The following is a 20,733-nucleotide window of genomic DNA, read 5'->3' as shown; positions in this document are numbered from 1 at the left end:
ACGGCCCCGGGGACCCGCTCCCCGGGGCCGTTCCCGTTGCGCCCTCGACGAAATCCGTAGGTTCGCACGCCTCTGTTACCCGGCCGTACGGACGATCCCTCCGTCTCAGACACCGGCCCCGCGTCCCGCCTTCCGGCAACAAGTGCGAAGATGGGTTCTCGGCAGGACAGGGCCCCCACCACAGGGCCGACATAAAAGCGGCCGAACACCAGCCGCCGCCCGGTCATCGGAGACCGGCGACCGGCGCACATGCATGGAGGACGTGACGTGGCGAACGACGCCAGCACCGTTTTCGACCTAGTGATCCTCGGCGGCGGTAGCGGCGGTTACGCCGCGGCGCTGCGCGGAGCGCAGCTGGGCCTGGACGTCGCACTGATCGAGAAGAACAAGCTCGGCGGCACCTGCCTGCACAACGGATGCATCCCGACGAAGGCCCTGCTCCACGCCGGTGAGGTCGCCGACCAGACCCGCGAGGCGGAGCAGTTCGGTGTCAAGGCCTCCTTCGAGGGCATCGACATCAAGGCCGTCCACAAGTACAAGGACGATGTGATCTCGGGCCTCTACAAGGGTCTGCAGGGTCTGGTCGCCTCTCGCAAGGTGACGTACATCGAGGGCCACGGCCGCCTCTCCTCCCCGACCTCCGTCGACGTGGACGGCCGTCGCGTCGAGGGTCGTCACGTCCTCCTCGCCACCGGCTCCGTACCGAAGTCGCTGCCGGGCCTGGAGATCGACGGCAACCGCATCATCTCCTCGGACCACGCGCTGACCCTGGACCGCGTCCCGGAGTCCGCGATCATCCTCGGCGGCGGCGTCATCGGCGTCGAGTTCGCCTCCGCGTGGAAGTCCTTCGGTACGGACGTCACGGTCATCGAGGGCCTGAAGCACCTGGTCCCGGTCGAGGACGAGAACAGCTCCAAGCTTCTTGAGCGCGCCTTCCGCAAGCGCGGCATCAAGTTCAACCTCGGCACGTTCTTCCAGTCCGCCGAGTACACCGACAGCGGTGTCAAGGTCACCCTGGCCGACGGCAAGACCTTCGAGGCGGAGGTCCTGCTCGTCGCCATCGGCCGCGGCCCGGTCTCGGCCGGTCTCGGCTACGAGGAGCAGGGCGTCGCGATGGACCGCGGCTACGTCCTCGTCGACGAGTACATGCGTACCAACGTGCCCACGATCTCCGCGGTCGGCGACCTCGTCCCGACCCTGCAGCTCGCGCACGTGGGCTTCGCCGAGGGCATCCTGGTGGCGGAGCGTCTGGCCGGTCTGAAGACCGTCCCGATCGACTACGACGGCGTGCCGCGGGTGACGTACTGCCACCCCGAGGTCGCCTCCGTCGGCATCACCGAGGCCAAGGCCAAGGAGATCTACGGTGCGGACAAGGTCGTCGCCCTGAAGTACAACCTCGCGGGCAACGGCAAGAGCAAGATCCTGAAGACCGCGGGCGAGATCAAGCTCGTCCAGGTCAAGGACGGTGCCGTGGTCGGCGTCCACATGGTCGGTGACCGCATGGGCGAGCAGGTCGGCGAAGCGCAGCTGATCTACAACTGGGAGGCGCTGCCGGCCGAGGTCGCGCAGCTCATCCACGCCCACCCGACGCAGAACGAGGCGCTCGGCGAGGCGCACCTGGCGCTGGCCGGCAAGCCTCTGCACTCCCACGACTGACGCTCAACGTCATCCACGGGCGCGACGACCACTTTCCGCAATTCGTTAGGAGCAACTGAAACCATGTCGGTTTCCGTAACCCTGCCGGCGCTCGGCGAGAGCGTCACCGAGGGCACCGTCACCCGCTGGCTCAAGGCCGAGGGTGAGCGTGTCGAGGCCGACGAGCCGCTGCTCGAGGTCTCGACCGACAAGGTCGACACCGAGATCCCCGCCCCCGCCTCGGGCATCCTTGCGTCCATCAAGGTCGCCGAGGACGAGACCGTCGAGGTCGGCGCCGAGCTGGCGATCATCGACGACGGCACCGGTGCGCCGGCTGCCGCCCCGGCTCCGGCCGCCGCCGAGGCCCCGGCCGCTCCGGCCGCTCCGGCTCCGGTCGCCGAGGCCCCCGCCGCCCCGGCCCCCGTGGCCGAGGCCCCCGCCGCGGCTCCGGCCGGTGGCGCCACCGGTACGGACGTCGTCCTGCCGGCGCTCGGTGAGTCGGTCACCGAGGGCACCGTCACTCGCTGGCTGAAGTCGGTCGGCGAGACCGTCGAGGCCGACGAGCCGCTGCTCGAGGTCTCCACGGACAAGGTCGACACCGAGATCCCGGCCCCGGCTTCGGGTGTCCTCCTGGAGATCGTCGTCGCCGAGGACGAGACCGCCGAGGTCGGCGCCAAGCTGGCCGTCATCGGCGCCGCGGGTGCCGCTCCGGCCGCCCCGGCCCCGGCTGCCGCTCCGGCTCCCGCCGCCGCCCCGGCTCCGGCCGCCCCGGCTCCGGCCGCTCCGGCCCCCGCCCCCGTGGCTCCGGCCGCCCCGGTCGCCGCTCCGGCTCCGGTCGCGCCCGCCGCCCCGGTGGCCGCCCCTGCCCCGGTCACCCCGGCCCCGGCCGCCCCCGCCGCCGCACAGCCGGCGGAGGACGGCGCCTACGTGACCCCGCTGGTCCGCAAGCTCGCCGCCGAGAACGGCATCGACCTGGCGTCCGTCAAGGGCACCGGCGTCGGCGGCCGTATCCGCAAGCAGGACGTCCTCGCGGCCGCCGAGGCCAAGAAGGCCGCTCCGGCCCCCGTCGCCGCCGCCCCGGCCGCCGCGTCGAAGGCCCCGGCCCTCGAGGTCTCCCCGCTGCGCGGTCAGACCGTCAAGATGACCCGGATGCGCAAGGTCATCGGCGACAACATGATGAAGGCGCTGCACGGCCAGGCCCAGCTGACCTCGGTCGTCGAGGTCGACATCACCAAGCTGATGAAGCTGCGCAACCAGGCGAAGAACTCCTTCGCCGCCCGTGAGGGCGTCAAGCTGTCCCCGATGCCGTTCTTCGTGAAGGCGGCGGCCCAGGCGCTGAAGGCCCACCCGGTCATCAACGCCCGGATCAACGAGGACGAGGGCACCATCACGTACTTCGACTCGGAGAACATCGGCATCGCCGTGGACTCCGAGAAGGGTCTGATGACCCCGGTCATCAAGGGTGCGGGCGACCTGAACATCGCCGGTATCGCCAAGAAGACCGCGGAGCTCGCGGGCGCCGTCCGCGCCAGCAAGATCACGCCGGACGACCTCGCCGGTGCGACCTTCACGATCTCCAACACCGGCTCGCGCGGTGCGCTGTTCGACACGATCATCGTGCCCCCGAACCAGGTCGCCATCCTGGGCATCGGTGCCACGGTCCGTCGTCCGATCGTCGTGAACCACCCGGACCTGGGTGAGACGATCGCGATCCGCGACATGACCTACGTCGCGCTCTCCTACGACCACCGTCTGGTGGACGGCGCCGACGCGGCCCGTTACCTGACGGCCGTCAAGGCGATCCTGGAAGCCGGCGAGTTCGAGGTCGAGCTCGGCCTGTGAGCGCAAGCTACTGAGCTGTAACAAGCCTCACCTGCGGCGCCCCCACCTGGAAGTGTTTCCGGGGGGGGGCGCCGCCGTATTGTCTTGGGTGTCAACGCGTCCCTAAGGAGCGGCTTCATGAGCGTGCCCGTCGTCCACTCGCTGCGCGAACAGATCCGCGAGCACATCGTGGAGGGCATCGTCAGCGGTCGCTGGAAGCCGGGCGAGCGGATCGTCGAGCGCCGTATCGCGACGGAACTGGAGGTCAGCCAGACGCCGGTGCGCGAGGCACTGCGCGAGCTGGAGTCGCTGCGGCTGATCGAGTCGTCGCCGAACAAGGGCGTACGGGTACGGAACCTCACCGCGGCCGACCTGGAGGAGAGCTACCCGGTCCGGGCCGGTCTGGAGCAGATCGCGGCGGAGCTGGCGGCGAAGCGTCTCGCGGCAGACTGCTCCGCCCTGGAGCCGCATGTGACGGCCCTCTACGAGGCGGACCGGACGGCCGACGGGACGGCGCAGGTACGGCACACGGTGGCCTTCCACCGGGAGCTCGTGAAGGCCGCCGGGAACAGCGTGCTGCTGCACACCTGGGAGGGCCTGGGCATCGAGGTGTTCACGGCCTTGTCGATCCGCTGGCTGGGCACGGTCCAGAAGTCGTACGCGGAGGAGCACCAGGAGCTCGTGGAGGCCTTCCGCCGCGGCGATCCGAACATCGGCGCCCTGGTCAAGGCCCATGTCCTCGGCTGCGCGCCGAGAGCCTGAACCAGCCCCGTACGACCCGATCCCGCCCGAGGATCCCCCGAATCTTCCTGAGCACCTCCCTGAGCGGACCCACCCCCGGTGGGTCCGCTCATTCGTGCGACCCCCCTCTCATCCGCCCTCCCACCTGCGAAAACAAGGCACCGGGTGCCCCTTTTCGCGGCACCCTGTGCCGACTTTCTCGATCTGAAGAGGTTTTCCCCTTCAACCCTTTGATCGATCATCGATCGGCGGCTTAGAGTCTTCGGCGGGCCGCTACCCGGCCCTTCGCCCTGTCCTGCCAGACAAGGCACCCCTTCTCCACCCCCATCTGTCCGGAAGGCGGCGATCATGACCGATCCCGTAGGCAAGATTCCGAGTGAGCTCGACCAGCTCCCGGACCGTGACACCGAGGAGACCGCCGAGTGGGCGGCCTCCCTGGACGCCGTCACCAAGGCCGCCGGCCCTCACCGGGCCGCCTACCTGATGCGCCGCACGCTGCAGCACGCCGAGGGCGCGGGCCTGGCCCTGCCCAAGCTGCTGGAGACCGACTACGTCAACTCCATCCCCACCTCCGCGGAGCCCGTCATCGACGGCGACGAGGAGATGGAGCGGAGGATCACCGCCTGGAACCGCTGGAACGCGGCCGCCATGGTCACCCGCGGAGCCAAGCACGGCGTCGGCGGCCACATCGCCACCTTCGCCTCCGCCGCCTGGCTCTACGAGACCGGCTTCAACCACTTCTTCAAGGGCAAGGAGTCCGGGGACGCCGCCGGTTCCGGCGACCAGCTCTACATCCAGGGCCACGCCTCCCCCGGCATCTACGCCCGCGCCTTCCTCGACGGCCGCCTCAACGAGGCGCACCTCGACAACTTCCGGCAGGAGTCGGGCGGCAACGGCCTCCCCTCCTACCCGCACCCGCGCCGCCTGCCCTGGCTGTGGGAGTTCCCGACCGTCTCCATGGGGCTGGGCCCGCTCTCCGCCATCTACCAGGCGCGCTTCAACCGCTACCTCACCAACCGCGGCATCAAGGACGTCTCGTCCTCGCACGTGTGGGCGTTCCTCGGTGACGGCGAGATGGACGAGCCCGAGTCGACCGCGGCACTCGCACTCGCCGCCCGCGAGGGTCTGGACAACCTGACCTTCGTCATCAACTGCAACCTGCAGCGCCTCGACGGCCCGGTCCGCGCCAACTTCAAGATCGTGCAGGAGCTGGAGGCCCAGTTCCGCGGTGCCGGCTGGAACGTCGTGAAGTCGCTGTGGGGCGGCGCCTGGGACGAGCTGTTCGCGCTCGACACCACCGGCGCCCTCGTCCGCCGCCTCCGCGAGGTCCCGGACGCGCAGGTCCAGACGTACCAGACCCGCGACGCCGCCTACATCCGCCAGGACTTCTTCGGCTCCGACCCGGCGCTCGTCGCGATGGCGCAGCTGCTGAGCGACGACAAGATCCTGGAGTGCTTCCACCTCTCGCGCGGTGGCCACGAGCCGCGCAAGGTCTACGCCGCGTACAAGGCCGCGCTGGAGTTCAAGGGCGCTCCGACGGTCGTCCTCGCGCAGACCGTCAAGGGCTTCACCCTCGGCGAGGGCTTCGCCTCCAAGAACGCGAACCACCAGATGAAGAAGCTCTCGGTGGACGAGTTCAAGAACATGCGCGACCTGCTCGACCTGCCGATCTCGGACGCGCAGTTCGTCGACGGCGTGGTGCCCTACGGCCACCCCGGCGTCGACTCCCCCGAGGTCCGCTACCTCCAGGAGCGCCGCGCCGCCCTCGGCGGCCCGGCCCCGGCCCGTCGCGTCCAGCCGCTCGCCCCGCTGCCGGCCCCGGCCGAGAAGGCGTTCGCCGCCTTCGACAAGGGCTCCGGCACGCAGTCGATGGCGACCACGATGGCGTTCGTCCGCCTCGTGAAGGACCTGATCCGCGACAAGGAGACCGGCAAGCGCTGGGTCCCGATCGTCCCGGACGAGGCCCGTACCTTCGGTATGGAGTCGCTGTTCCCGTCGCTCGGCATCTACTCGCCGAAGGGCCAGACGTACGAGCCGGTCGACCGCGACCAGCTGATGTACTACAAGGAGGCCGTCAACGGCCAGATCCTCAACGAGGGGATCACCGAGGCCGGCTCGATGGCGGACTTCATCGCCGCTTCGTCGTCGTACGCGACGCACGGCGAGGCGATGATCCCCTTCTACATCTTCTATTCGATGTTCGGCTGGCAGCGCACCGCCGACCAGATGTGGCAGCTGGGCGACCAGCTCGGCCGCGGCTTCCTCGTCGGTGCCACCGCGGGCCGTACGACGCTGACCGGTGAGGGCCTCCAGCACGCGGACGGCCACTCCCCGATGATCGCGGCCACCAACCCGGCGGCGCTGTCCTACGACCCGGCGTTCGCCTACGAGGTCGCTGCGATCGTCAAGGAGGGTCTGCGCCGGATGTACGGCGAGGCCGCCGAGGGCGAGGACCAGAACGTCTTCTACTACCTCACGGTCTACAACGAGCCGATGCCGCAGCCGGCCAAGCCGGCCGGTGCCGACGAGGGCATCATCAAGGGCCTGTACCGCTTCAACACGGCGGAGTCGGCCGGCCTGGACCTGCCGGCGAACGCCTCGCGGATCCAGCTGCTCTCCTCCGGTACGGCGATCCACTGGGCCCTGGAGGCGCAGAAGCTGCTCGCCGCCGAGTGGGGCGTGGGCGCCGACGTGTGGTCCGCGACCTCGTGGACGGAGCTGCGGCGCGACGCGCTGGAGTCCGACGCGGCGCTGCTGCGCGGCGAGGAGCAGGTCCCGTACATCCGCAGGGCGCTGGAGGGCGTGGAGTCCCCGGTCCTCGCGGTCTCGGACTACATGCGTCAGGTCCCCGACCAGATCGCCCAGTGGGTCGAGCAGGACTGGTCCTCGCTCGGTGCGGACGGCTTCGGTCTCTCCGACACCCGCGAGGCGGCCCGCCGCCACTTCGGCGTCGACGCGCAGTCGATCGTCGTCGCGGCCCTCGCCCAGCTCGCCCGCCGCGGCGAGGTCCCGGCCTCGGCCGTGAAGGAGGCGCGCGAGCGCTACGGCCTCTGACGAGGTCCGACTGTCGGTGGCGGGACCCCAGTTGGAGGCAAGGGTGCCGCCCGGCTGATCAAGATGGTCCTGCTGCTCCAGTCCCGTCCGTCGATGACGGCGGCCGAACTGGCCACGGAGCTGGAGGTGTCCGAGCGGACCATCACCCGCGATGCCCTCGCCCTCTCGGAGGCGGGGGTTCCGGTGTATGCGGACCGAGGTCGGGCGGGCGGGTACCGGCTGATCGGTGGGTACCGCACCCGGCTGACGGGCCTGGCGCGCGGCGAGGCCGAGGCGCTGTTCCTGTCCGGACTGCCGGGCGCGCTGCGGGACATGGGGCTCGACGACGCGGCCTCGGCGGCCCGTCTGAAGGTCTCGGCCGCCCTGCTGCCCTCGCTGCGCGACGCCCCGGAGTCGGCGGCGCAGCGCTTCCATCTGGACGCGCCCGGCTGGTACCAGGAGCCGGAGACGCCCGAGTTGCTCGCCCCGATCGCGGAGGCGGTCTGGGACGACCGGACGATCTCCGCCCGCTACCGGCGCGGGGAGACCGAGGTGGATCGTGAGCTGGCGCCGTACGGTCTCGTGCTGAAGGCCGGGGTCTGGTACCTGTGCGCGCGCTCGGGCACGGCGTTCCGCACGTACCGGGTGGACCGCTTCGCGGCGGTGGCCCTCGGCGGGGAGCGTTTCGAACGGGACGAGGAGTTCGACCTGCCCGCCTTCTGGGCGGAGCGGGCGGCGGAGTTCGCCCGCTCGATCCTGCGCGCCGAGGTCGTCCTGCGGCTCTCGGAGGCGGGGGCGCGGCGGCTGCCGTACGCGACGGACCGGGCGGCGGCGGAAGAGGCGCTGGCGTCCGCCTCGACGGACGCGGAGGGCCGGCTGACGGCGACGCTCCGCGTGGAGAACGAGGAGGTCGCCTTCAGCCAGCTGCTCACCCTGGGCCCGGAGGCGGAGATCCTCGCCCCCCAGTCCCTACGAACCCGCTTCACGAAGGCGGCACGGGAACTCGGAGCGCTCTACGACTGAACGGGGCCGTCCTGGGGGGGGCGCCCGGGGGCAGCGGCTGGCGGGCGGGGGCGCCCGGACCGGCCCCCGCCACCCGCTTCCCGACCGCCGCGCGGCGACCCGAGGCCCCACGGCCGGCGGCGCTGCGGCCTCGGGGCCGCAGGCGGCCGGGCCGCGTGCGCGGCCGGGGTGCTGAGGCGGCACCCGCACTCGGCACGCCCGGGCCACGGGCTGCGCGCCACCGGCGACCGGACCCGCCCCTCCCATGGCGTGCCCCCGCGGCCTAGCGGTAGTCCGCCGCGTCCGGCTCGCCCGTCTCGTCCGCGATCAGGTAGCCCCACGCGTCCGGCTGGGAGCCGTCCGCGTCCGTGAAGCCGTACTCGCGGGCGAGGCTGCCACTGTCGAGCGACCGGCCGTTCCAGCGGGCCCGGTCGGGGTCCGCCGCGAGCGCCGCCACCGCCCTGCCGACGTACACCGGCGACTCGGCGATCGCGAAGCCGGGGATCCTCTCGATCGCGTCGCGCCAGTTCTCCTCCGTGACCTCGAAGGCCGCCAGCATCTGCTCGGAGCGCAGCCAGCCCGGCGTGAGCGCGACGGCCGTACCGCCCACGCTCTCGAGGTCGTGGGCGAGGGCGAACGCCATCCGGAGGGGCGCGCACTTCGCGAGGTCGTAGAAGAAGTTGTTCCGGAACCGGGTGTTGTACGCGGCCGTGCCGTCGGTCATCTCCACGACCAGCCCCCCGGGGTGCCTGATCAGCAGCGGCAGCGCGAGCCGGGAGGTGATCGCGTGCGTCTTCACGCCGAGCTCCAGCATCCGCAGACCGCCCGTCAGGTCGGTCTCCCAGACCTTCTTGTCGAACTCGATCAGGTGCTCGCCGCCCCAGACGTCGTTCACCAGGACGTCGAGCCGGCCCTGCTCCCTGTCGATCCGTTCGACCAGCGCCCGGACCTGGTCGATCTCCAGATGGTCGGTGGGAACGGCGATCCCCTCGCCGCCGGCCGCCGTCACCAGCTCGGCCGTCTGCTCGATGGTCTCGGTCGTACGGCCGACCTCGCTTACCTTCTCCCGGGTGGTGCGCCCGGTCACGTACACGGTGGCGCCCGCCGTGCCGAGCTCCACGGCGATGGCCCGTCCGGCACCCCGCGTCGCGCCCGCGACCAGTGCGATCCTGCCGCCGAGCGGCTTCGTCTCCGTCTCCATGGAACGAGCGTGACAGGAAAGTACGACATCTCCTGTCCGGTTTCATTTTGGTTGTTTCCGGGTGCGTCGCCCTCCCCCAAGGTCGATGCTTGGTCCGTGATGGACGAGACGGAGTTCTGGGAGATCATCGACTCCACCCGCGAGGCCGCCGAGGGCGACCCCGAGGAACACGCCGACCTGCTCGTCGAGCGGCTGCTGCAGCTCGACCCCGACTCCGTGCTCGACTTCGCCCGCCACTTCGAGGCCCGCTACAACCGCGCGTACCGCTGGGATCTGTGGGGCGCGGCGGCCGTACTGCTCGACGGGGCGGGCGACGACGCCTTCGACTACTTCCGCTGCTGGCTGATCGGGCAGGGCCGCGAGGTCTTCGAGGGCGCCGTGCACGATCCCGACGCGCTGGCCGAGCTGCTGGTCGAGTTCGACGAGGAGATCGACGGGGACGGCGAGGAGTTGGGCTTCGCCGCCGACGAGGCGTACGAGCAGCTCACCGGCGCGGAGGCGCCGGATCTGGGGATTCCGCCGCAGCCGGCGGAGCCGGAGGGCGTGGCGTTCGATCTGGAGGACGACGCGGCGCTCACCGCGCGCTATCCACGGCTGTGGGAGCGCTTCGGCGGCTAGACCGCGGGCTCCGTGGAAGGTACGGACCCGGGGGGCCGTCCCCACCCCGGGTCCGTACCGGTCCGTCAGCCGAGCCGCAGCTCGGGATCCACCTGACCGAGGATCATGTCCGTCCGCGCCGGCAGCGCCTCGCGAAGGGTGTCGGGCTGCGGGACCACCCAGAACTTCCCCTCCGCGACCTGCGCGAAGACCCGCTCCGCGTGCTCCTCGGGGGTCAGACCGCGCTCGTCGCTCATGGTCTGGAGGTGGTCGGAGAATCCGGTGACCTCGGGCGCCTCGTCCGCGCCGGGGCGCGCCGCCCGGAAGATCTCGCTCTTGACCGCGCCGGGGGTCACCACGGACACCTGGATCGGGGCGCCCTTCATCCGCATCTCGTAGTGCAGCGACTCGGTCAGCGCGAGCGTCCCGAACTTGGTGACGCTGTACGGCGCCATCAGCGGGCTGGGCAGCAGGCCGCCGATGGAGGACACGTTCACCACCCAGGCCCGCTCGCCGCGCTCCAGCATCCGGGGAACGAAGGAGCGGATGCCGTTGACGTAGCCGCCGATGTTGATCCGGAGCATCGCGTCCCAGCGCTCGGCCGGGATCTCCCAGGAGTAACCCATGGCCATGATCCCGGCGTTGTTGACCAGGAGGTCGACGGCGCCGAAGCGGGTGTACGCGTGGTCGGCGAGGGCGTCGACGGACGCCGGGTCGGCGACGTCGGTGACGACGGTCTCGACCTCGGGCCGGGTGTCGGCCGCGCGCAGCTCGTCGGCGAAGGCGGCGAGGCGTTCGGCCGCGATGTCGGCGAGGACCAGCCTCATACCGAGTCCGGCGGCGTGACGGGCGAGCCCGGCGCCGATGCCGGAGGAGGCGCCGGTGATGACGGCGGTCCTCCCACCGAAGACACGTGCGGCGAGGGAGGACATCAGAAGTGGGTCCCGCCGTCGACGCGGACCTCGGTGCCGGTGATGAACTTCCCGTCCTCGCTGGCCAGCATGGCCACGACACCGGCGACGGTCTCCGGGCCGGCGAAGCCCTGGCCGAGGGCGGGGGCGAGCTTGGCGAAGAGGGACCAGTCGGTGTCCTCGGGCAGACCGGGGCCGACGGACTGGCGGCTGGCGCCGGTGCCGTCGGTCATGCCGGAGGAGATGGAGCCGGGCTGGACGGCGGTGAAGCGGATGCCCTGCTTGGCGTACTCGGCGGCCAGCGCGTGGGTCATGGACTGGATGCCGCCCTTGCTGGCCGCGTAGGCGGCCATGTAGGGGTGGGCGAACGTCGCCGAGGTGGAGGAGAAGTTGACCACGGCGGAGCCGTTGCCCTCCAGGAGCGCGGGGATCGACTCGCGGATCACCAGGAAGGTGCCGGTCAGGTTGGTCCTGACGACCCGCTCGAAGGAGTCGAGGCTCGTCTCGTGGGTGTGCGAGGAGCGCAGGATGCCGGCCGCGTTGACCAGGACGTCGAGGCCGCCCAGCGTCTCCACGGCGGTGGCGACGGCAGCGCGTACCGAGGTCTCGTCGGCGACGTCGATGACGACGGTGGTCAGACGGTCGCCGCCCGCGCCCGCCTTGGCGACGGTGTCCTTCAGCCCGTCCTCGCTGATGTCCGCGGCGGCGACGACGCCGCCCTCGGCGAGTATGCGCAGCACGGTGGCCTGGCCGATGCCGGAGCCGCCACCGGTGACCAGTGCGCGGCGTCCTTCGTAGCGGTTCATGTCCTGTCCGACCTCTCGACGACGAGGCTCTCGATGGCGAGTCTCGCGATGTACGGACACCGTACGCCTAAGTGGCACGGTTTGCCACAGTTGCATGAAATGCATGGTCGGCAGGGGCGGGGCGTACCCTTCGTACGGTGAGCACCAAGCCCCCCTCCCTGACGGAGCGCCGCAAGGCCGCCACCCAGCTGGACATCGCCCGGGCCGCGGCCGAGCTCTTCACCGAGCACGGCCCCGACGGCACGACGGCCGAGGACATCGCCCTGCGCGCCGGGGTCGCCCTGCGGACCTTCTACCGCTACTTCCGCTCCAAGCAGGACGCCGTCGCCCCGCTCCTGGCGGGCGGCGCGGACCGCTGGCGCGAGTCGCTCGCGGCGGCGGAGCCGGGCTCGACGGTGCCGGCGGCGCTGGAACGGTCGATCAGGGAGGCGCTCGCGGCGGCCGACGAGGAGGCCGCGGAGGGGCTGCGGTGGACGCGGGGGCTGCTGCGCGCGGCGGCCACGGATCCGGCACTGCGGGCGGTCTGGTACCGGGTCAACCAGGAGTCGGAGGACAAGCTGCTGGCCGTGGTGGCCCAGCTGGCGGGTCCGGACGCCGACCCGCTGGAGGTACGCCTCGCGGCGGCGGCGGCCACCGACGCGATCCGGGTGGCCCTGGAGGCCTGGGCGGAGACGGACGCGCCGGTACGGGGCAAGGGCGCACCGGCCGAGCTGGCGGTGCGATGCCTGCGCGAACTGATGGGCGGAATGGGCCCGCTGACACCCCGGACGGCCGGGCACGCCTGAGGACGCCGTCCGCGCCTCGCGGCGTACCGGCGGGCGTGCAGGGCTTCGCCGAGTCCGGCGAGGCCGTCCGGTCGCGACCTACGGCGTCACCGCGCGTCCCATGAGGACGTCGTCGACGTACGCGCCGTCCAGGAAGAACTCGCCGGGCAGGACGCCCTCGACCGCGAAGCCCTCGGACTCGTAGAGGGCGCGGGCGGGCTTGTTGTGGCCGAGGACGCGCAGGGTGAGCCGGGTACAGCCCTGTCGCCGGGTCTCCTCGACGGCGGCGCGCAGCAGCGCGCGGGCCACGCCCTGGCCGCGGGCGCTCTCGGCGACGGCGAGGCCCTGGATCTGGCGGACGTGCGCGTTGCTGGCGAGCGGCGTGGGCGGCACGAGGCGCAGATAGCCGACGACGGCCCGCCCCTGCTCCGCGACCAGATAGTCCTCGGGCCGGTGCCGCTCGTCGAAGAACGGCTCGTACGGGGGTTCCGCCGCGGGCATCACGGCGTGCAGCGGCGACCAGGTGGTGCGGTCCAGCTCCCCGAGAGCGTCCTCGTCGGCGGGAAGGGCCCGTCGTATGTGCGTCTCCGGCGCGATCATGTCGGCAACTGTGCCATGTGCGGACCGGGAAGGGCAGGATGTCCCCATGCAACGCTCCCGAATCGCGGTCACCGGCGCCTCCGGACTCATCGGCTCCGCCCTGGTGCGCTCACTGCGCGCCGACGGCCATCAGGTGTCCCGTCTGGTGCGGCGGCCCGCCCGGACCGCGGACGAGGTCGAGTGGGACCCCGCGCGACTGTACGTGGACGTGGCGGGGCTCGTCGGCGTCGACGCGGTCGTGCACCTGGCGGGTGCCGGTGTCGGTGAGCGCCGCTGGAACGAGGCGTACAAGAAGGAGATCCGCGACAGCCGCGTGCTCGGTACGACCGCGATCGCGCAGGCCCTCGCCTCGCTGGCGGATCCGCCGAAGGTCCTGGTGTGCGGCACGGCGCTGGGCTACTACGGCGACACCGGCTCACGCGCGGTGGACGAGAGCGCACCGGCGGGCGAGGGCTTCCTGCCCTCCGTGTGCGTGGAGTGGGAGGCCGCTGCGGTCCCCGCCGAAGAGGCCGGCATCCGGGTCGCGTACGCCCGCACGGGTCTGGTGGTGGCCCGCGAGGGTGGGGCGTGGGGCCGGCTCTTCCCGGTCTTCCGCGCCGGGGTGGGTGGCCGGATGGGCGACGGCCGCCAGTACTGGAGCTTCATCTCGCTGCACGACGAGGTGGCCGCCCTGCGGCATCTGATCGAGACCGACTCCCTCTCGGGCCCGGTGAATCTGACGGCCCCCGAACCGGTCACCAACCGCGAGGTGACCGCGGCGATGGGCCGCGTCCTGCGCCGTCCCACGCTCTTCGCGGTCCCCGCGCCGGCGCTCAGGCTCGTACTCGGCGACTTCGCACAGGATGTGCTGGGCAGTCAGCGGGTGCTGCCGAGCCGGTTGTCGGAGTCCGGCTTCCGTTTCGCGTTCCCCACGATCGACGAGGCGATCCGCGCCGCCGCCTGACCACGGGCGGGAGCGCGGCGTGTGCGACCCCGTGCTTCGTGCACCCCGTCGCGCGCTGCTGGCACCCGTGGGAGCGCTGCCTAGGCTGGCAGGCCCTGAATGCGAACGCGGGCATTCCTGGGGTCTGTTGGGGGCATAGGCACCCCACCAGCCGCGCCGACCTGGGGAGGGGCACGTGCTCAGTACCGCACGCAATTCGGACGTCGTCACGGACGTCGTCGTCGTGGGAGCCGGGATCGCGGGGCTCACGGCCGCCCACCGGCTGACCAGCGCCGGGATCGGCGTCACTGTCCTGGAGGCCGGGCCGCGGGTCGGCGGCCGGATGGCCACGGACGACGTCGACGGCTTCCGGCTCGACCGGGTCGGGCCGCTGCTGACCGCCTCGTACGCGGAGCTGTGCCGCACACCAGGACTGGGCGGGGTGGCGCTGCGGCCGTTCGCCCCGGGGGCGCTGGTGCACAGCGACGGACGGTACGTCAGGGTCGGCGAACCGTTCCCGCATGCGCCCTGGCGCGTGGGGGTCGCGCGGGGCGCCCGGGCCACCGCGAGGGGGTCCGCTCCGGGCCCTCGGGGCGTGGGGCGGGTCTCCCCCCAGGCCCCCCGGCGCGTAGGGGGAGCTTTCACGGTGGCGCGCGCCCTCGCGAGCGCCCCGCGACATCCGGCCGCCTCGCTCGACCAGGCGCGGCTCGGTGCCTCGCTGGCGCGGCTCGCGGCCACGCCGGTGCAGCGGCTGTTGACCCGTCCGGAGCGGGCCGCACACGAGGCCCTGACGGCCCGGCTGCCGGCCCGTACCGTCCAGGGGGTGCTGCGGCCGCTGGTCGCCGCGCTGCTCGGCGACCCCGATCTCGCGACGTCCAGCCGGTGGGCCGATGTGGCGCTGCGCGCCTTCGCCCGGGGGCGGTTGTGCGTGCCGGAGGGCGGATCGGGCGCGCTGCCCGACCTGTTGGCCGCGACGCTTCCGTCCGGCACGGTCCGTACGGGCGTCCGGGTCACGGACATCGCGGTCGACCGGGTCGTGACGGCGGAGCACGGGGTGTTCCGCTGCCGCTCGGTCGTGCTGGCGACGGGGGCGCGAACGGCCGCCGAGCTGCTGCCCGGGCTGCGGACCCCCTCCTTCCACCCGGTCACCGTGCTGCACCACACCGCTCCGGCCGCGCCGACACCCGACCCGGTGCTGCTGCTGGAGTCCGACCCCGGCGGCCCGGTCGCGCACACGGCGGTGATGAGCGCGGTCGATCCCACGCGGGCGCCGGCGGGCCGGGTGCTCGTCACCTCGACGGTCCTGGGCACTCCGCCGGACGACACCGAGCGGCGGGTCCGCAAGCACCTCGCGACGCTGTACGGCATGTCGACGGACGAGTGGGAGCTGCTGGCCCTGCACCACACCCCTGACGCGATACCGGCGATGCCTCCGCCTCACGATCCGCGCCGGCCGGTCCGGCTGCTGGCGGGCCTGTACGTCTGCGGCGACCACCGCGACACGTCCACGCCGCAAGGAGCCCTGTCCTCGGGCCGCCGAGCGGCCCAGGCGGTCCTGAGGGACCTGGGCGCCCCCGCCCACGAGGAACCGACGACAGAGGCCGCCTGAACCCCGCCCACACGGCCTGCACCCCGCGCCCCGGACGTGCGGGAGCGGCCGTCCGGGTCAGCCGATCGCTGCGACGCGGTCGCGGTACGTGCGGACCGCCGCCGCGTCGCGGTACGGCTCCAGGCGGCGTTCGAAGTCGCGTACGTACTCGACCGCCCGCGCCGAGCGCATCTCGGACGCCTGCTGCGCCGCCTCCGCACCCAGCGCGCACGCCTGGTCCAGTTCGCCGAGGCCGAGCCGGGCCGAGGCGAGGACCACTCGGCAGAAGAGGCGGCTGCGGGCGAACCCGGGCGCGCGCAGCTGGAGGGAGCGTTCGGCATGCTGGGCCGCCGGGCGGTACTGCTGGAGGTCCCGGTGGCAGTGGCCGAACTCGTCGGCGAGCTGTGCCTCGTCGAAGGGCCGCGCCCAGTACGGCACGTCGTCGCCCGGCCGCGCCGCCTCCAGGGACCGCTCGGCCCGGGCCAGGGACGCGCTGCACGCCCGCGCCTCGCCGAGCACCCCGTGCCCGCGGGCCTCCACCGCCTGCAGCAGCGCCTGGACGACGGGCGGCGCGGAGGAGCCCACGCCCTGCTGGGCGACCCGCGCCAGCTGCACGGCCTCGCGCCCGTGGCCGAGGTACACCGCCTGCCGGCTCATGGTGATCAGGACGTACGAGCCGTACGCGCGGTCCCCCGCCGCCTGAGCCAGGCGCAGCGCCTGGACGAAGTACCGCTGGGCCAGACCGTGGGCGGCGATGTCGTACGAGGTCCAGCCGGCCAGCCTCGTCAGGTCGGCGGCGGCGGCGAAGAGACGCCGGCCGACGGACTCGCCGTACGTCCCTCGCAGCATGGGCTCCGCCTCGTGCTCCAGGTAGCGCACGAGCGCCTGGCGGGCGTGGCCGCCGCCGTAGGCGTGGTCGAGGGTGCGGAAGAGCTCGCCGACCGATCGGAGTGCGGCGATGTCACCGCTGGAGACCCGCTGCCCGGGGCCCCGGTCGGTGCCGCGCTGGCGGGGGACGGAGACCCGGCCCTGCGGCGGGACCCGGGGGTCCTGGACCGGACGGCGCGCTTCGGTGGCGAGCCGTCCCCCGTCCCCGCCCGGACGCGCCTCTGCGCCGTGCCGGGCCTCCGCCGCGACCCTGCCGTCGGAGCCGGGACGGCCGTCCGAACCGAGCCGACCGTCCGGGCCCAGCCGACCGTCCGGGCCGAGCCGACCGTTGGGCGCCACGATGTCCCCCCGGGCGACCCGTTCGTCCGCCCGGCCGATCAGCCAGTCCCGGCTCGGGACCACGAGCCCGGCCGGGGTGAAGGCGATCTTGCGGAGTTCGACATGGCTGCCGGAGTCCTTCCGCCACAGCCCGCTGACGATGTCGACCGCCTCCTCGGGCGTCGCCGCGAACTCCAGCCCCGCGTAGACGGGGGCGCAGGCGTCCAGACCGAGGTCCTGCGCGGAGAGGCGACGGCCCAGGCGCCGGGTGAAGACCTCCGCGATCAGGGCGGGAGTGGTGCCCCGGGGCTGCTGACCGCGCAGCCAACGGGTCACGGAGGTCTTGTCGTACCGCAGGTCGAGTCCGTGCTCCAGGCCGAGCTGGTCCACCCTTCTGGCCAGACCCGCGTTGGAGAACCCGGCTTCGGCGATGAGCGCGGCGAGCTGGCGGTTCGGGATGCGCTGCGGGGGTCGTTCCGTCATCAGCTGTGCGGTCTCCTGCCTTCCGGGCCCCGGAGCAAGCCCGTATGGACCCTCATGGAACGGCGTGAATTTAGCGGCCCTCACCGCCCATACCGCCTCCTTCGCCCCACATTCATCCGATCGTGTGAGGATCAGGGCCGTCGCTGACGCAAACGCCCTCGTCCCCGGCCCTCCGCACCTGCCGGACGGCTTTCCACCGGGCGGCCGTACAGTGGCATGGGCGCGAATGACGCATGGTGCCGAGCCGGCCCCGGGACGATCCCCGAAACCCGGCACGGGCACCCAGGAGGAGGCACTGCCGTGAGTGAGCTGCGATTCGTCCGTCTGGGCTTCGGCGACGACGCCGTCGAGTACCAGGTGGCCTGGGACAAGCAGCGCGAGGTGCACGCCGCCCGGTTCGCCGACGAGATCACCGACACCTGTCTGCTCCTGGAGCACCCGCCCGTGTACACGGCGGGCCGGCGCACGGAGGAGAGCGAGCGCCCCCTGGACGGGACGCCGGTCGTGGACGTGGACCGCGGCGGGAAGATCACCTGGCACGGCCCCGGCCAGCTCGTCGGGTACCCGATCATGAAGCTGCCCCGCCCGGTCGACGTCGTCGCGCACGTGCGCCGCCTGGAGGACGCGCTGATCCGCACCGCCGCCGAGTTCGGCGTGGAGACCACCCGGATCGAGGGCCGCAGCGGTGTCTGGGTGCTGGGCGATCCGGTGGAGCAGCGCCCGTCGCTCGGCGGACTCTCGCTGGACTTCGACCCGCGGCTGAGCGACCCGGAGTTCGACCCCCGGCTCAACGGCCCGGAGTACGCCCCGTCCAACGCCGGCCAGCGCCGCGAGGACCGCAAGCTGGCCGCCATCGGGATCCGGGTCGCCAAGGGCGTGACGATGCACGGCTTCGCCCTCAACGTGAACCCGGACAACGCCTGGTTCGACCGGATCATCCCCTGCGGGATCCGGGACGCGGGCGTGGCCTCGCTGGCGAGCGAGCTCGGCCGGGACGTCACCATCGAGGAGGTCCTGCCGGTGGTGGAGAAGCACCTGAAGGCGGTCCTGGAGAGCGCGGAGCTGAAGCCGCGCGAGATCGAGACCTCTCCCGTAGAGGCGAACGCCTAGGGAATGCCGGGCTCTGGCCACAGGTTGCCCAGGCGTAAACAAAACCGCATGAACAACGGGCGTACCCTGGTGTGCGCCGAAGAATCGAAGCTACAGGGAGCCGGTCGTGTCCGCAGTCGCACCCGACGGACGCAAGATGCTGCGCCTGGAGGTCCGTAACGCCCAGACCCCCATCGAGCGCAAGCCCGAGTGGATCAAGACCCGGGCGAAGATGGGTCCCGAGTACACGAAGATGCAGAGCCTCGTGAAGAGCGAGGGCCTGCACACGGTCTGCCAGGAGGCGGGCTGTCCCAACATCTTCGAGTGCTGGGAGGACCGCGAGGCCACCTTCCTCATCGGCGGTGACCAGTGCACGCGGCGCTGCGACTTCTGCCAGATCGACACGGGCAAGCCCGAGGCGCTGGACCGTGACGAGCCCCGCCGCGTCGGCGAGTCCGTCGTCACGATGGACCTGAACTACGCCACCATCACCGGCGTCGCGCGCGACGACCTGGAGGACGGCGGCGCCTGGCTGTACGCGGAGACCGTGCGCCAGATCCACGAGCAGACCGCGGGCCGCGCCGACGGCCGTACGAAGGTGGAGCTGCTCGCCCCCGACTTCAACGCGGTGCCGGAGCTCCTGGCGGAGGTCTTCGCCTCCCGCCCCGAGGTCTTCGCGCACAACGTCGAGACGGTGCCGCGGATCTTCAAGCGGATCCGTCCGGGCTTCCGCTACGAGCGTTCGCTGGACGTCATCACGAAGGCCCGTGACTACGGTCTGGTCACGAAGTCGAACCTGATCCTCGGCATGGGCGAGACCCGTGAGGAGATCAGCGAGGCGCTGCAGCAGCTGCACGCCGCCGGCTGTGAGCTGATCACGATCACGCAGTACCTGCGCCCGTCTGTGCGCCACCACCCCGTGGAGCGCTGGGTGAAGCCGCAGGAGTTCGTGGAGCTGAAGGAGGAGGCCGACGAGATCGGCTTCTCCGGTGTGATGTCGGGCCCGCTGGTCCGTTCCTCGTACCGCGCCGGCCGGCTCTACCAGCAGGCGATGGAGAAGCGCGGCGAGACGGCCACCACGCCGACCGTGTGAATCCAAGCACAAGTAGTTACTGGCCAGTAGTGGCCGAATTCATCGCGGCCCGTACGCCCCCGCAGGTCAGGGGGTGCGTACGGGCCGCGACGGCGTTCACGGGTTCGTACGGATGGCCGCATCAACGTTTCATCAGTGTTTGACCACCGAGTCACGCGCTGGTAACACCAATCTGTGAGCCTGGGTTCACACACCGCCACAACACGAGCGACATCTCGCTCAGCCCCCCACCTCATCTCATCCATGCTTGAGGGAGGACCCCGTCATGCAGGCCGCGACCCACGTCCGCGCCACCGCGATCCCGTCCGTCACCGATGCCCTGCGGGCCGTGGAGGCCGTGCTGCTCGGCAGCGGCCAGCGAACCGCCCGCCGGAACGCCTGGACCTCCGTCCTGGAGGACCGTCGCCGGGCCAAGGACCGGGTCGAAGCCCAGCATGTGATGGAGGCGGTGGCCGGTCGCACTTCTCGGGCCACGTAAACTTCAGGACATGGCGAGGACTGCAAACACGGGCAGCGGTGACGCTGCGAACCAGGGGCGACTGAAGCAGATCGCCCTCACGTACAAGATGACCCGGAAGGCCGACCCCAAGGTCGGGCTCGTCGTCGCGGGCGTGGGCATCGTCGTTCTCGGCGTACTCCTCGCGATCGGCTTCCTGATCGGGCACCCGGTCTACCTGGGCATCCTGGGCTTCATCCTGGCGCTGCTGGCGATGGCGATCATCTTCGGGCGACGTGCCGAGCGCGCGGCCTTCGGGCAGATGGAGGGCCAGCCCGGCGCGGCGGCCGCCGTCCTGCAGAACGTCGGGCGCGGCTGGACGACGACCCCGGCGGTCGCGATGAACAAGAACCAGGACGTCGTGCACCGCGCGGTCGGCAAGGCCGGCATCGTGCTGGTCGGCGAGGGCAACCCGAACGGTCTGCGGTCGCTGCTCGCGGCCGAGAAGAAGCGGATGGCCCGGATCGTCGTCGACGTTCCTGTGACCGACATCGTCGTCGGCAACGGCGAGGGTCAGGTGCCGCTGAAGAAGGTCCGTACCACCATGCTGAAGCTGCCTCGGGTGCTCTCCGGCCCGCAGGTGACGGCGGCCAACGACCGGCTGCGTGCGATGGGCGACCTGATGAGCAACATGCCCCTGCCGAAGGGTCCGATGCCGAAGGGCATGCGGATGCCGCGCGGCGGAAAGATGCGCTGACGATCTCTGCACGAGGAAGGGGCGCCCCGGAACCGATCGGTTCCGGGG

18 protein-coding genes are annotated in these 20,733 nt (G+C 72.0%); 13 read left to right on the top strand and 5 right to left on the bottom strand.

Annotated features, from left to right (window positions below):
- The first annotated feature begins 267 nt into the window (after positions 1-267).
- The 5 genes from lpdA (at position 268) to ACFQ7Q_RS29020 (ending at position 8,253) form a co-directional block, all read left to right on the top strand.
- Positions 268-1,656, top strand: a complete 1,389-nt coding sequence (lpdA, locus tag ACFQ7Q_RS29040) for a dihydrolipoyl dehydrogenase (RefSeq protein ID WP_329121381.1) — start codon at positions 268-270, stop codon at positions 1,654-1,656.
- A 63-nt stretch (positions 1,657-1,719) separates the two neighbouring features.
- The gene (gene sucB / locus ACFQ7Q_RS29035) at positions 1,720-3,477 is read left to right on the top strand and encodes a 2-oxoglutarate dehydrogenase, E2 component, dihydrolipoamide succinyltransferase (RefSeq protein ID WP_383560159.1); all 1,758 of its coding nucleotides are present in this window, start codon (positions 1,720-1,722) and stop codon (positions 3,475-3,477) included.
- Between the two features lie 117 nt (positions 3,478-3,594).
- On the top strand, positions 3,595-4,218 hold the full coding sequence (locus tag ACFQ7Q_RS29030; protein WP_383560158.1) for a GntR family transcriptional regulator: 624 nt from the start codon (positions 3,595-3,597) through the stop codon (positions 4,216-4,218).
- 327 nt (positions 4,219-4,545) lie between these two features.
- Entirely contained in the window at positions 4,546-7,251 is a 2,706-nt protein-coding gene (gene aceE, locus ACFQ7Q_RS29025) for a pyruvate dehydrogenase (acetyl-transferring), homodimeric type (protein WP_383560156.1), read from the top strand.
- A 63-nt stretch (positions 7,252-7,314) separates the two neighbouring features.
- Positions 7,315-8,253 carry a helix-turn-helix transcriptional regulator gene (locus tag ACFQ7Q_RS29020; RefSeq protein WP_383560155.1) on the top strand — a complete coding sequence of 313 codons (939 nt, stop codon included), beginning with the start codon at positions 7,315-7,317 and terminating at the stop codon, positions 8,251-8,253.
- Between the two features lie 262 nt (positions 8,254-8,515).
- Here the strand turns inward: ACFQ7Q_RS29020 and ACFQ7Q_RS29015 are convergent, their stop codons facing one another.
- Complete coding sequence (locus tag ACFQ7Q_RS29015) at positions 8,516-9,433, bottom strand: SDR family oxidoreductase (RefSeq protein WP_383560154.1); 918 nt, start codon at positions 9,431-9,433, stop codon at positions 8,516-8,518.
- Positions 9,434-9,532: 99 nt separating this feature from the next.
- Here ACFQ7Q_RS29015 and ACFQ7Q_RS29010 point away from each other — a divergent pair, with 99 nt between their 5' ends.
- Positions 9,533-10,051, top strand: a complete 519-nt coding sequence (locus ACFQ7Q_RS29010) for a DUF4240 domain-containing protein (protein WP_383560174.1) — start codon at positions 9,533-9,535, stop codon at positions 10,049-10,051.
- A 65-nt stretch (positions 10,052-10,116) separates the two neighbouring features.
- Here ACFQ7Q_RS29010 and ACFQ7Q_RS29005 read toward each other — a convergent pair whose 3' ends face one another.
- Positions 10,117-10,962, bottom strand: coding sequence for an SDR family NAD(P)-dependent oxidoreductase (locus tag ACFQ7Q_RS29005; protein WP_383560152.1), 846 nt, complete (start codon positions 10,960-10,962; stop codon positions 10,117-10,119).
- Positions 10,962-11,747 carry an SDR family NAD(P)-dependent oxidoreductase gene (locus tag ACFQ7Q_RS29000; RefSeq protein ID WP_383560150.1) on the bottom strand — a complete coding sequence of 262 codons (786 nt, stop codon included), beginning with the start codon at positions 11,745-11,747 and terminating at the stop codon, positions 10,962-10,964. The genes ACFQ7Q_RS29005 and ACFQ7Q_RS29000 overlap by 1 nt, the downstream gene beginning before the upstream one ends.
- A gap of 137 nt (positions 11,748-11,884) precedes the next feature.
- Here ACFQ7Q_RS29000 and ACFQ7Q_RS28995 point away from each other — a divergent pair, with 137 nt between their 5' ends.
- Positions 11,885-12,532, top strand: a complete 648-nt coding sequence (locus ACFQ7Q_RS28995) for a TetR/AcrR family transcriptional regulator (RefSeq protein WP_383560147.1) — start codon at positions 11,885-11,887, stop codon at positions 12,530-12,532.
- A gap of 78 nt (positions 12,533-12,610) precedes the next feature.
- Here ACFQ7Q_RS28995 and ACFQ7Q_RS28990 read toward each other — a convergent pair whose 3' ends face one another.
- Entirely contained in the window at positions 12,611-13,111 is a 501-nt protein-coding gene (locus ACFQ7Q_RS28990) for a GNAT family N-acetyltransferase (RefSeq protein ID WP_383560145.1), read from the bottom strand.
- A gap of 46 nt (positions 13,112-13,157) precedes the next feature.
- Here ACFQ7Q_RS28990 and ACFQ7Q_RS28985 point away from each other — a divergent pair, with 46 nt between their 5' ends.
- Both ACFQ7Q_RS28985 and ACFQ7Q_RS28980 read left to right on the top strand, forming a co-directional pair.
- Entirely contained in the window at positions 13,158-14,054 is an 897-nt protein-coding gene (locus ACFQ7Q_RS28985) for a TIGR01777 family oxidoreductase (protein ID WP_383560143.1), read from the top strand.
- Between the two features lie 175 nt (positions 14,055-14,229).
- Positions 14,230-15,642, top strand: a complete 1,413-nt coding sequence (locus ACFQ7Q_RS28980) for an NAD(P)/FAD-dependent oxidoreductase (protein ID WP_383560141.1) — start codon at positions 14,230-14,232, stop codon at positions 15,640-15,642.
- A 57-nt stretch (positions 15,643-15,699) separates the two neighbouring features.
- Here the strand turns inward: ACFQ7Q_RS28980 and ACFQ7Q_RS28975 are convergent, their stop codons facing one another.
- Complete coding sequence (locus ACFQ7Q_RS28975) at positions 15,700-17,310, bottom strand: regulator (protein WP_383560139.1); 1,611 nt, start codon at positions 17,308-17,310, stop codon at positions 15,700-15,702.
- A gap of 300 nt (positions 17,311-17,610) precedes the next feature.
- On the opposite strand from ACFQ7Q_RS28975, the gene lipB reads away from it, so the two are divergent.
- The 4 genes from lipB (at position 17,611) to ACFQ7Q_RS28955 (ending at position 20,685) form a co-directional block, all read left to right on the top strand.
- Positions 17,611-18,420 carry a lipoyl(octanoyl) transferase LipB gene (gene lipB / locus ACFQ7Q_RS28970; RefSeq protein ID WP_383560137.1) on the top strand — a complete coding sequence of 270 codons (810 nt, stop codon included), beginning with the start codon at positions 17,611-17,613 and terminating at the stop codon, positions 18,418-18,420.
- Positions 18,421-18,526: 106 nt separating this feature from the next.
- Positions 18,527-19,492, top strand: a complete 966-nt coding sequence (gene lipA, locus ACFQ7Q_RS28965) for a lipoyl synthase (RefSeq protein ID WP_329121353.1) — start codon at positions 18,527-18,529, stop codon at positions 19,490-19,492.
- Between the two features lie 265 nt (positions 19,493-19,757).
- On the top strand, positions 19,758-19,970 hold the full coding sequence (locus ACFQ7Q_RS28960) for a hypothetical protein (RefSeq protein WP_383560135.1): 213 nt from the start codon (positions 19,758-19,760) through the stop codon (positions 19,968-19,970).
- Positions 19,971-19,980: 10 nt separating this feature from the next.
- Positions 19,981-20,685: a DUF4191 domain-containing protein gene (locus ACFQ7Q_RS28955; RefSeq protein WP_376440925.1), complete on the top strand. Its 705-nt coding sequence runs from the start codon at positions 19,981-19,983 to the stop codon at positions 20,683-20,685.
- Positions 20,686-20,733: the final 48 nt, after the last annotated feature.

Origin of the sequence: Streptomyces sp. NPDC056527, from assembly GCF_042794475.1 — a bacterium.
Classification (GTDB): Bacteria; Actinomycetota; Actinomycetes; order Streptomycetales; family Streptomycetaceae; genus Streptomyces.
Note: the sequence above shows the minus strand (reverse complement) of the source record. Positions and strands in the feature narration are given on the sequence as shown.